Here is an 11,794-nt window from a genome sequence, read left to right on the forward strand (position 1 = left end):
GGGGGAGCTGTGCCTGGAGACGGCCTCGCGGACCGGGAGGCCACCGTTTCCCGGTGACCGGGACGGGCGATGCCAAACCCGTCCCGGACACCCAAACTACGCGGGATCGGTCCGCAGCCGGAACCAGTAGAACCCGTGCCCCGCAAGGGTGAGCAGATACGGCAGCTCACCGATCGCGGGGAAGCGCACGCCACCGATCAGCTCCACGGGATGCCGCCCGTTGAAGGCCTGCAGGTCGAGCTCGGTGGGCTGCGGGAAGCGCGAGAAATTGTGCACGCACAGGACGAGATCGTCGCCGTGCTCGCGCAGGAAGGCCAGCACGGCCGGGTTGGACGAGGGCAGTTCGGTGTACGAGCCGAGGCCGAACGCCGGGTTCTGCTTACGGATCTCGATCATCCGGCGCGTCCAGTGCAGGAGCGAGGACGGCGAGGACATGGAGGCCTCGACGTTCGTCACCTGGTAGCCGTAGACCGGGTCCATGATCGTGGGCAGGAAGAGCCGGCCCGGATCGCAGGACGAGAAGCCCGCGTTGCGGTCCGGGGTCCACTGCATCGGCGTGCGTACGGCGTCCCGGTCGCCGAGCCAGATGTTGTCGCCCATCCCGATCTCGTCGCCGTAGTACAGGATCGGCGACCCCGGCAGCGACAGGAGCAGGGCGGTGAACAGCTCGATCTGGTTGCGGTCGTTGTCCAGGAGGGGCGCGAGCCGCCGCCGGATGCCGATGTTGGCGCGCATCCGCGGGTCCTTGGCGTACTCCGCGTACATGTAGTCGCGCTCTTCGTCCGTGACCATCTCGAGCGTGAGCTCGTCGTGGTTGCGCAGGAAGATGCCCCACTGGCAGCCGGCCGGGATCGCCGGGGTCTTGGCGAGGATCTCCGAGACCGGATAGCGCGACTCACGCCGTACGGCCATGAAGATCCGCGGCATCACCGGGAAGTGGAAGGCCATATGGCATTCGTCGCCGCCCTCCTCGAAGGAGCCGAAGTAGTCGACGACGTCCTCGGGCCACTGGTTCGCCTCGGCGAGCAGCACGGTGTCCGGGTAGTGCGCGTCGATCTCCTTGCGGACCCGTTTGAGCAGCTCGTGCGTACGCGGCAGGTTCTCGCAGTTGGTGCCCTCCTCCGCGAACAGATAGGGCACCGCGTCGAGCCGGAAGCCGTCGATGCCGAGGTCCAGCCAGAACCTCAGCGCGGAGACGATCTCCTCCTGGACCGCAGGGTTCTCGAAGTTGAGGTCCGGCTGGTGGGAGAAGAAGCGGTGCCAGAAGTACTGCTTGCGGACCGGGTCGAAGGTCCAGTTGGAGGTCTCGGTGTCGACGAAGATGATCCTCGCGTCCTGGTACTGCTTGTCGTCGTCCGCCCAGACGTAGTAATCGCCGTACGGCCCATCGGGGTTGGAGCGCGACTCCTGGAACCACGGATGCTGGTCGCTCGTGTGGTTCATGACGAAGTCGATGATCACGCGCATGCCGCGCTGGTGGGCGGCGTCCACGAACTCGACGAAGTCCGCGAGATCCCCGAAGTCCGGCAGGACGGCGGTGTAGTCGGAGACGTCGTAGCCGCCGTCGCGCAGCGGCGAGGCGAAGAACGGCGGCAGCCAGAGGCAGTCCACGCCGAGCCACTGGAGGTAGTCCAGCTTGGCGGTGATGCCCTTGAGGTCGCCGATGCCGTCGCCGTTGCTGTCCTGGAAGGACCTGACGAGTACCTCGTAGAAGACGGCGCGCTTGAACCAGTCGGGGTCCCGGTCCCTCGCAGGGGTGTCCTCGAAGGTGTCCGGGACGGGCTCATTGACGATCATGTGTGGGTGACCCTCCGATTCACGGGGAGGACGGTCGCAGGACGGTGAGGATGTGAGCGGGCGATCGGCCCGGCTCCAGACGCACGTAGTTGGCCCTGCCCCAGTGGTAGACCTCGCCGGTCAGTTCATCGCGTACTTCGGTGAACTCGTGCCAGTCGAGGCCCAGTTGCGGCATGTCCAACGAGACGGTGGCCTCCTGGGTGTGGTGCGGGTCCAGGTTCACGACCACCACAACCGTGTTCGGGCCATGGGTTTTCGAGTACGCGAGGATCTGGTCGTTGTCCACGTCGTGGAAGTGGATCCGCCGCAGCTGGCGCAGGGCCGGGCTGGTGCGGCGGATGCTGTTGAGGCGGGTGATGAGGGGCGCGATGGTCCGTCCCTCGCGCTCGGCCGCCGTCCAGTCGCGCGGTTTGAGCTGGTACTTCTCGGAGTGCAGATACTCCTCGCTGCCCGGCCGCACCGGAACGTTTTCGCACAGCTCATAGCCGCTGTAGACGCCCCAGGTGGGGGACAGGGTGGCGGCGAGCACGGCCCGCGTCTCGAAGGCGGGGCGGCCGCCCTCCTGCAGATACGCGTGCAGGATGTCCGGCGTGTTCACGAAGAAGTTCGGGCGCATGTAGTGCGCCGTCTCGCGTGCCAACTCCTGGGCGTACTCGGCGAGTTCGCGCTTCTCATTACGCCAGGTGAAGTAGGTGTACGACTGCTGGAAGCCGATCGCGGCCAGGGTGCGCATCATCGCGGGCCGGGTGAACGCCTCGGCCAGGAAGATCACATCGGGGTCGGTGCGCCGGATCTCGCCGAGCACCTGCTCCCAGAACACCACCGGCTTCGTATGCGGATTGTCGACGCGGAAGATCCGTACACCGTGGTCCATCCAGTGCCGCAGGATGCGCAGCGTCTCCTTGACGAGACCGGGCATGTCCTTGTCGAAGGCGATCGGATAGATGTCCTGGTACTTCTTCGGCGGATTCTCGGCGTACGCGATCGTGCCGTCCGAACGGTGGTGGAACCAGTCCGGATGCTTGTCGACCCAGGGGTGGTCGGGGGAGCACTGGAGCGCGAAGTCGAGGGCGATCTCGAGCCGCAGCTCGCGGGCCCTGTCGACGAAGGCGTCGAAGTCCTCGATCGTGCCGAGATCCGGATGGATCGCGTCGTGGCCGCCGTCGGGCGAGCCGATCGCCCACGGGACGCCCACGTCGTCCGGCTCGGGCGAGAGGGTGTTGTTGCGGCCCTTGCGGAAGGTGGTGCCGATGGGGTGTACCGGCGGCAGATAGACCACGTCGAAACCCATCGCGGCGATCGCGGGCAGCCGCTCGGCGGCGGTGGCGAAGGTGCCGCCGGTGTAGGTGCCGTCCGGGTTCTCGCGGACGCCCTCGGAGCGCGGGAAGAACTCGTACCACGAGCCGAAGAGGGCCCGCGGGCGCTCCACGAGGAGGGGCAGGTCGGCGGACGCGCTGACGAACTCCCGCAGCGGTCGGCCGGCGAGCGCCTCGCTGACCTGCGGGGTCAGCGCCGCCGCGAGCCGGGCGCTCGGCGGGCGCCGGGTGTCGCGCAGGGCGTCGGCCGCCTCGAGGACGGTGTCCTTGAGGGGCTTGGGTATGGCGTCGGCCGCGCGCTCATGGAGCAACGCGCCCTCCTCCAGGACGAGTTCCGTGTCGATCCCGGCCGGAATCTTGATGCCCGCGTGGTGCCGCCAGGTCGAGACTGGATCGCCCCAGGCCTCCACCCGGTACGTCCAGGTGCCCTCGCGGTCCGCGGTGACCTCGGCGCCCCAGCGGTCGGTGCCGGGGGCCAGTTCGCGCATCGGGGTCCAGGGGCCTTCCCGGCCGTCCGGGTCCACGAGGACCACATTGGCGGCCACGGCGTCATGGCCCTCGCGGAAGACGGTGGCGCTGACCTGGAAGGTCTCGCCCGCCACGGATTTGGCGGGGCGCCGGCCGCAGTCGACCAGGGGCTGGACGTCCAGGACGGGGATGCGTCCGATGGTCCCCGGGGGTCCGGGTGGGCCGGGGGGTCCGGACGTTCCGGGGGTTCCGGTGGGCATGCTCACGCTTGAGTTCACGACATCACCTGGGGGTGGGGTGGTCGGGCGGCGGAGGTGCTGCGAGGAGCCGGTACGGGCTGGTACCGGGGGAGCCTTCCACGCGTATGGGGTGGGCAATCCGGGGCTTTGTTAACTACTGGCGCGTATGAGTGCAGACAGTTCGACCGGGGGCGTACGGGCAATCGAGTACCCCGTTGCGCACACAAGTCGACTTGTGGCGTGAACGCAAGACGGCCTGCCCCACCGGATCGCGGGACAGACCGTCGTAACTGGCGTTGCTTTACGGGTTGTTGACCTGGAGCAAAAGGTTCGGTGACCCTGGGAGCTCGCCGGTGACCTTGCCCTGCGCCGCCTTCTGCTGCAGCGCCTGGCTCACCTCGGCCGGGGGTGCGCCTTGGTGGTCGGCCAGGTACAGCGCGGCCGCGCCCGCCGCGTGCGGCGCCGCCATCGACGTACCGGACTCGGTGGCCACGGCCGTGTCGCTCGTGTGGGACAGCGAGGTGATCTCGCCGCCGGGTGCGAACAGGTCCACGGACGGCCCCCAGTTGGAGAACGCCGAGCGGGTGTCGTCCGCCTCGGTCGAGCCGACCGTGATCGCCTCCGGTACCCGGGCCGGGGAGACGAGCGAGGCGGGCTGCGCCTCGTTGCCCGCCGCGACGGTGAAGGTGATCCCGGCCGCGATCGCCGTCTGCACGGCGGCGTCGAGCACGGGGTCGGCCCGGCCGCCCAGGCTCATGTTGACGACCGCGGGGCCCTCGGCGTTCTGCACCACCCAGTCGATGCCCGCGAGGATGCCGGCCGTGGTGCCCCCGCCCTCGTCGTCGAGCACCCGCACCGCCACGATCTCGGCCTGCTTGGCGACGCCGTGCTTCTCACCGGCGATCGTCCCGGCCACATGAGTGCCGTGCCCGAAACCGTCCTCGGCTACGGGGTCGTCGTCGATGAAGTCCCAGCCGTTGTGCGCCCGTCCGCCGAAGTCCTCGTGCGAGATGCGCACGCCGGTGTCGAGCACGTACACCTTCACGCCGGCGCCCGCGGATTCCGGCCAGGTGTACGAGGCGTCGAGCGGCAGATCCGTCTGGTCGACCCGGTCGAGGCCCCAGGACGGCGGGTCGGGCTGCGTGTGCTGCGTGGTCACCTCGGTGTCCTGGGCCACGGCCACCACCTGCGGATCGGCCGCGAACTTCTTGGCCTGTGCGGCACTCAGCTTCACCGCGTACCCGTTGAGCGCTTCATCGTAGGTGTGGCTGATTTTCGCCCCGTACTTCTCGGCGAGACCCTTGCCGGCCCTGGAGCCGGAGTCGGTGTCGCCGTCGAGCGTGACGATATAGCTGTTGCCGATGGCGCCGGCCTGCCCGGCACCGAGTATCCGCCCCTCCTGCGGGGCGGCCTGCGCGGGCGCGGTGATGGCCGAAACCACCACGGCGGTGGCGGCGGCGGTCAGGCCTGCCACCCAGCGCAAGCGCTTGTTCCCTATGTCCATGCCGATGGTTCCCCTCCTCGACTCGGCGTCGCGCAGGAGGAGTTGCGAGCCTGGTCGACAGCCCGCTCCCCGTTCAGGACCCGGCGACTTGCTGGCAGCCTCCCGCTTGCTGTGGAGTGGAACAACCCGTACCTGTGGGCGGAATCGGCCATATCGGCCGTGTGTGAGATGTAAACAATGTGGATGGGTTGCGTTGTATTCCGGACATGTTCGGAACGCGGCCGGTGCTGCACCCGTCGCGCCCCGCGCGCCGTAGCTCACAGGGCGCGCCGCCACTACCGTCGTGAGGGACGGCGGGGACGTACGAGGGCGTAGGTCCCCTGAAGCACGCATGCCCCTGCGAAGGTGGAACCGTGAAGGCTATTCGTCGATTCACCGTGCGTCCCGTACTGCCCGAACCGCTCCGTCCGCTCACCGAACTCGCCCGCAATCTGCGCTGGTCCTGGCACGCCGGCACCAGAGAACTCTTCGAGTCCGTCGACCCCGGGCGGTGGGACGGCGACCCGGTGCAGCTGCTCGGCACGGTGCCCCCGTCGCGGCTCGACGAGCTCGCCGCCGACGAGGGCTTTCTGGAGCGGCTGCGGCTGGCCGCCGACGACCTGCGGGAGTACGTGGGCGGGGAGCGCTGGTACCAGGGGCAGTCCGAGGCGGGGCTGCCGGCCGGGATCGCCTATTTCTCACCGGAGTTCGGGATCACGGCCGCACTGCCGCAGTACTCGGGCGGCCTCGGCATCCTCGCCGGCGACCACCTCAAGGCCGCGAGCGATCTCGGCGTCCCGCTGATCGGCGTCGGGCTCCTGTACCGGCACGGCTACTTCCGGCAGTCGCTGTCGCGCGACGGCTGGCAGCAGGAGCACTACCCTGTGCTCGACCCCAACGAGCTGCCGCTCACCCTGCTCAAGGAGCCCGACGGCACACCGAGTCAGGTGGCGCTCGCCCTGCCGCACGGCCGGCAGTTGCGGGCCCACATCTGGCAGGCCCAGGTCGGCCGCGTACCGCTGCTGCTCCTCGACTCCGATGTCGAGGAGAACGATCTGGGTGAGCGCGATGTCACCGACCGGCTCTACGGCGGCGGCAGCGAGCACCGGCTGCTCCAGGAGATGCTGCTCGGGATCGGCGGGGTGCGGGCCGTACGCACGTACTGCCGGTTGACCGGTCATGCCGAGCCCGAGGTGTTCCACACCAACGAGGGGCACGCGGGCTTCCTCGGTCTGGAGCGGATCGCCGAACTGGCCGAGCAGGGCCTCGACTTCGACGCGGCACTCGAAGCCGTACGCGCCGGCACCGTGTTCACCACCCACACGCCCGTACCGGCCGGCATCGACCGCTTCGACCGGGAGCTGGTCGCCCAGCACTTCGGGCCGCAGGCCGAGCTGCCCGGCATCGATGTGCAGCAGATCCTCAGCCTCGGCATGGAGACGTACCCCGGCGGGGAGCCCAACCTGTTCAACATGGCCGTCATGGGCCTGCGGCTCGCGGCCCGCGCCAACGGGGTCTCCACGCTGCACGGCAAGGTCAGCCGGGAGATGTTCTCGGGGCTCTGGCCGGGGTTCGACCCCGAGGAGGTGCCGATCACCTCGGTGACCAACGGGGTGCACGCGCCGACCTGGGTGGCACCCGAGGTGTTCCGGCTCGGTGCGCAGCAGATCGGGGCGCAGCGCACGGAGGACGCGTTCACGGTGGGCGGTTCGGAGCGCTGGGACGCGGTGGCCGACATCCCGGACGACAAGATCTGGGAGCTGCGGCGGGTGCTGCGCTCGCATCTGGTGGACGAGGTCCGCGCCCGGCTGCGGGCCGCCTGGCGTCAGCGGGGTGCCGGGACCGCCGAACTCGGCTGGATCGACCAGGTGTTGGACCCCGACGTCCTCACCATCGGCTTCGCGCGCCGCGTCCCCTCGTACAAGCGCCTGACGCTGATGCTCCGCGACCGCGACCGTCTGATGGACCTGCTCACGCACCCCGAGCGGCCGATCCAGATCGTCGTGGCGGGCAAGGCGCATCCGGCGGACGACGGCGGCAAGCGGCTGATCCAGGAGCTGGTCCGGTTCGCCGACGACCCCCGCGTACGGCACCGGATCGTCTTCCTGCCCGACTACGGCATGGCGATGGCGCAGAAGCTCTACCCGGGCTGCGACGTCTGGCTGAACAACCCCCTTCGCCCGCTGGAGGCCTGTGGCACGAGCGGGATGAAGGCGGCGCTCAACGGCTGCCTCAACCTGTCCGTCCTGGACGGCTGGTGGGACGAATGGTACGAGCCGGACTTCGGCTGGGCCATCCCGACCGCGGACGGCGCGGCCACCGACGACGACCGGCGTGACGCGCTCGAAGCGGGTGCGCTGTACGACCTGCTGGAGCAGCGGATCGCGCCCCGCTTCTACGAGCGCGGGCCCGAGGGGCTGCCCGACCGCTGGATCGAGATGGTCCGCCGTACGCTCACCTCGCTCGGCCCGCGGGTGCTCGCCGGGCGCATGGTGCGCGACTACGTGGTGAAGCTGTACGCGCCCGCGGCCCAGTCCCAGCGGGGCCTGGACTTCGCGGCCGCGCGCGAACTCGCCGTGTGGAAAGGCCGGATCCGTTCGGCCTGGCCCCATGTCGCGGTCGATCATGTCGAGGCCGCGACGGTCGGCTCGACGGCTGAACTCGGCGCGACCGTCGCACTGCGCGTCCGCGTCCAGCTCGGCGAACTCCAGCCGGACGACGTCGAGGTCCAGTCCGTCACGGGCCGCGTCGACTCGGACGACACCCTCACGGATGCGGTCGCGACCCCGTTGAAGCCGGCGGGAGGCCCCGACCTGGAGGGCCGCTGGATCTACGAGGGCCCACTCGCCCTCGACCGCACCGGGCCCTTCGGCTACACCGTCCGCATCCTGCCCTCCCACCGCCTGCTCGCCTCGGCCCGTGAACTCGGACTCGTGGCGCTGCCGTCGGAGCTGACGGGGGAGGGGGCGGGGGTGCTGATGCGCTGAGGAATGAGCCGGGTGGCGGAGGCGCCGCCCGGCGACCGTTCGATGAAGCCCGGGCGGCATGGGGGACCGCCCGGGCTTCGGGGAAGTGCGACGCTGCGGGTGCTTGGCTGCTGCGCGCGTTGGCAGCGTGGCAGCGGTGACGGGTCCATGCCAGTACGCCTGGTCGCCGGTTGGCCGGATTTCGTCCGTTGCGCGAAGCGTCGCGTCCGCTACCCGGTGCACATGGGTGCCGTATGCACCCTCAGTCCGTAGCCGGCTCCTTCGGAGTGATCCACAACGCCTCGCCCAGCGCGCACAGTTCACCCTCCGCCGTCGCGAGCGCCACACCGACGGTGGTCTTGCGGCCTTCGCGGTGCAGCAGCCAGGCGTACGAGACGTGGCGCTCTGCCGCGCGTACGGGAAGCAGCTGCGTGCCCGTGAGGCGTGCCGTCACCCCGCCCTCCGGCATCCGCCCGATCCGTATGCCCGTCCAGCCGCCGGGGCAGTCGAGCGCGGCCCAGACGATCTCGGGCGGGAGCGTGCCGTCGGGGCCCGCCAGTTCCCGGTCGGGCACCCACGCGCCGGCGAGCAGCTCGGGGCGGGCCTCGACGCGTCCCGGCAGCAGCTTCAGGCCCCGTCCGGGTGGGACATCCGGACTGCATCCGTAACAGTCGGCGATCGGGGGAGGGTTGCGGCGCAGCGAGCGGAGCTGTTGCGCGGCGCCCGCCTCCGCCTCGGCCCAGGAGGGCGGCTCGGGCGCCTCGAGGGTGAGCTCGGCGGGGGCCGCCGCCGCCAGGAGCGCGCCCGTACGGTCCCGTATCTCCGCCGCGCCGTCCGGCCCGTCCGCGAGCCCGACCCCGGTCGCCACGGGCACGGCGGCCCGGAAGTCCACCCGCACCTGCTCGGCACCGGTCCGCGCGGCGAGCAGACCCGCGACGTAGCCGCCGAAGGCGACGCCCGGGTAGCCGGTGACGTGGGCGGGGAGCGTGAGGGGGGTCTCGGTCCAGGTCTCGGTCCGGGGCTCGGTCTCGGTCTCGGTCTCGGAGGAGGTCATCCCTGCATGGTGCACGACGGGCGATGCACGTGCCCGTGGCGATCACTGTGAGGCGTACGACAGTTGGCGCACATGGGAGGCCCCGGGCCTCCGTGAGAGGAGTGCCCGGGGCCCCGGATCCGGCCGCCGCCGACAGCGGCCGGAACGTCAGCCGGTGACGGCGACTCGGGTGTCAGCCGGCATCGGCGACTAGAACGTCAGCTTCCAGCCGTTGATCTTCCCTGTGTCCTGCGCCGCCTTGTCCTGCACCCGCAACTTCCAGGTGCCGGCGGCCACTTCGGACGAGGCGTTCACGCTGTACGTCGCGATGACGTTGTCCGCGGAGTCCGAGGAGCTGAACGGCTTCAGGTTGTAGACCGTGCCGTCGGGCGCCACCAGGTCCACCACGAGGTCACCGCGCCAGGTGTGCGTGATGTTCACGGCGACCTGGAGAGCGGCCGGCGCCTGGCCGGTCTTGTCCACGGCGATCGAGGAGGTCACGGCCGCGCCGTTGTCCGGGATGGCCACGACCGTCGTGCTCTCGTACGAGGTGCCGCCGCCACCGCCGCCGGAGCGGGCGCCCACGTTGACCCCGGCCCACGCGTCCTGCACCGCCTTGTACTCGGCGCTGGACGTCCCGTACAGCTCACCCGCGACCGCGAGCGTGCCGGTGCGCGCCCCCGCGTAGTTGGTGTTCGAGCCGAACTTGGTGGTCAGCGCCTTGTACCAGATCAGCGCGGCCTTCTCGCGGCCGATGCCGGTGACCGGAAGCCCGTCGGAGGTCGGCGAGTCGTAGCTGACGCCGTTGACCGTCTTCGCGCCGCTGCCCTCGGACAGGAGGTAGAAGAAGTGGTTGGCCGGACCCGAGGAGTAGTGCACGTCGATCGAGCCGATGCCCGAATACCAGGCGTCCTTGGACGAGCCGTCCTTGCTGGGCTTGTCCATGTAGCGCAGCGGTGTTCCGTTGCCCCGGATGTCGATCTTCTCGCCGACGAGGTAATCGCCCTTGTCCGTGGCGTTGTTGGCGTTGAACTCCACGGCCGCCGCCATGATGTCGCTGGTCGCCTCGTTGAGCCCGCCGGACTCCCCGCTGTAGACCAGGCCCGCGGTGTTGGAGGTGACACCGTGCGTCATCTCGTGCGCGGCCACGTCGATCGAGGTGAGCGGCTTGGCGTTGGCGGTGCCGTCGCCGTACGTCATGCAGAAGCAGCTGTCCTGCCAGAACGCGTTGACGTAGGCGTTGCCGTAGTGGACCCGCGAGTAGGCCGCCACACCGTCGCCGCGTATACCGCTGCGGCCGTGCACGTTCTTGTAGTAGTCCCAGGTCAGCGCGGCGCCGTAGTGCGCGTCGGCGCCGGCGGTCTCCAGGTTCTGCGGGGTGCCGTCGCCCCAGACGTCGTCCGGGCCCGAGAAGAGGGTGCCGGTGCCGGAGGTGCCGCGGTTGAGGTTGTACGTCTTGTGGCTGCCGCGTGCCGCGTCGTTGAGCGTGTAGTTGCTGCCCGACTGCGAGGTGCCCAGGGGGACTTGGCCGCCGTACTGGGTGTTGCCCGTGCCCTCGTTCTGCACGGCCTGCCACTCGTACAGCTTCTCGCCGCTCGCCGCGTCCGTGACGACGTGCAGCTCGTTGGGCGTCCCGTCGTGCTGGAGCCCGCCGACCACGGTCTCGTACGCGAGGGTGGGGGAGCCCTTCGCCATCCAGATGACCTTGCGCGGCGCCCGCTCGGCGGCGGTCTTCTTCGACCCCTCCGCCTGCGCGGCGTCCACCGCCTGCTCCTCGGCGGCGGACGCGGCGACCTCGGCGGTGGTGTCCACGCCGGTCAGCTTCGCGTTCGACGCCTTGGTCACGGCCTCGGTCTCGCCCGACTTCGCGGCGACCACCAAGTCGCCGCCGAGCACGGGCAGTCCGTCGTACGTGCGCTCGTAGCGGGTGTGCGTGGTGCCGTCCCGGTCCTGGACGACATCACGGACGACCAGCTTCTCCTTGGCGCCGAGCCCGAGGTCCTTCGCGGTCTCGGCCTTGGTCGCGTTCGCCTCGCGAAGCAGCTCGGCGCGCTGGGCGGGCGACAGCTTCGCGGGCAGGGCGCCCGGATCGGCCTTCCCGGCGACGGGGGCGGCCGGGGCGTCGGCGCTGGCGGCGCCGGACTGGATGCCGACGGTGAGCAGCGCGGCGGCGGAGAGCAGGGCGCCGACGGCGGTCGCACGACGACGGGTGGTGTGGGAGGTGGGTCTCAACACTGACTCCTTCTGCGGGCCGTGGTCACGGCCGGACCACCGGACGGCGGGGTGGCCGGCCGGTCAGAACAGGCAGAACAGCAGAGCGAGGTGCGTGAGGTGCGTGGGGGGTGGCATGACCGGTACCCGAGTGCCGCGTGGGGCATCGCGTGCCGATCGAGGTGAAGAGTGGCAGGCGCGTTGACTTGTTGTCAGGAGCGCCTCAACAGGTTGGCCGGAAACAGTTCGTTGTCCGGGGGTGGCTGTTCGGAATACGGAAG

6 protein-coding genes are annotated in these 11,794 nt (G+C 70.2%); 1 reads left to right on the forward strand and 5 read right to left on the reverse strand.

All coding sequences use genetic code 11. The annotated features are described in order from the left end of the window. Positions 1-96 precede the first annotated feature (96 nt). The 3 genes from treS to ABT367_RS04125 form a co-directional block, all read right to left on the reverse strand. Positions 97-1,797, reverse strand: coding sequence for a maltose alpha-D-glucosyltransferase (gene treS, locus ABT367_RS04115; RefSeq protein ID WP_352249347.1), 1,701 nt, complete (start codon positions 1,795-1,797; stop codon positions 97-99). A gap of 19 nt (positions 1,798-1,816) precedes the next feature. Then, the gene (locus ABT367_RS04120; RefSeq protein ID WP_352249442.1) at positions 1,817-3,841 is read right to left on the reverse strand and encodes an alpha-1,4-glucan--maltose-1-phosphate maltosyltransferase; all 2,025 of its coding nucleotides are present in this window, start codon (positions 3,839-3,841) and stop codon (positions 1,817-1,819) included. A 280-nt stretch (positions 3,842-4,121) separates the two neighbouring features. Next, entirely contained in the window at positions 4,122-5,324 is a 1,203-nt protein-coding gene (locus ABT367_RS04125; protein ID WP_352249349.1) for a S8 family peptidase, read from the reverse strand. A gap of 353 nt (positions 5,325-5,677) precedes the next feature. Here ABT367_RS04125 and glgP point away from each other — a divergent pair, with 353 nt between their 5' ends. Next, positions 5,678-8,290, forward strand: a complete 2,613-nt coding sequence (gene glgP, locus ABT367_RS04130) for an alpha-glucan family phosphorylase (RefSeq protein ID WP_352249352.1) — start codon at positions 5,678-5,680, stop codon at positions 8,288-8,290. Between the two features lie 241 nt (positions 8,291-8,531). On the opposite strand, the gene ABT367_RS04135 is transcribed toward glgP, so the two are convergent. Both ABT367_RS04135 and ABT367_RS04140 read right to left on the reverse strand, forming a co-directional pair. Continuing rightward, a complete protein-coding gene (locus ABT367_RS04135) occupies positions 8,532-9,323 on the reverse strand; it encodes a hypothetical protein (RefSeq protein ID WP_352249354.1) in 792 nt (263 codons plus the stop codon). A 189-nt stretch (positions 9,324-9,512) separates the two neighbouring features. Beyond that, positions 9,513-11,537 carry a M4 family metallopeptidase gene (locus ABT367_RS04140; RefSeq protein ID WP_434975394.1) on the reverse strand — a complete coding sequence of 675 codons (2,025 nt, stop codon included), beginning with the start codon at positions 11,535-11,537 and terminating at the stop codon, positions 9,513-9,515. Between the last annotated feature and the right edge of the window lie 257 nt (positions 11,538-11,794).

It is taken from the genome of Streptomyces mesophilus, from assembly GCF_040300965.1.
GTDB lineage: Bacteria > Actinomycetota > Actinomycetes > Streptomycetales > Streptomycetaceae > Streptomyces > Streptomyces mesophilus_A.

Excerpts from the sequence above, each read along its gene's own strand:
- ABT367_RS04125 (WP_352249349.1), bottom strand. The coding sequence starts at position 5,324 with ATGGACATAGGGAACAAGCGCTTGCGCTGGGTGGCAGGCCTGACCGCC.
- ABT367_RS04120 (WP_352249442.1), bottom strand. The coding sequence starts at position 3,841 with ATGCCCACCGGAACCCCCGGAACGTCCGGACCCCCCGGCCCACCCGGA.
- ABT367_RS04135 (WP_352249354.1), bottom strand. The coding sequence starts at position 9,323 with ATGACCTCCTCCGAGACCGAGACCGAGACCGAGCCCCGGACCGAGACC.
- treS (WP_352249347.1), bottom strand. The coding sequence starts at position 1,797 with ATGATCGTCAATGAGCCCGTCCCGGACACCTTCGAGGACACCCCTGCG.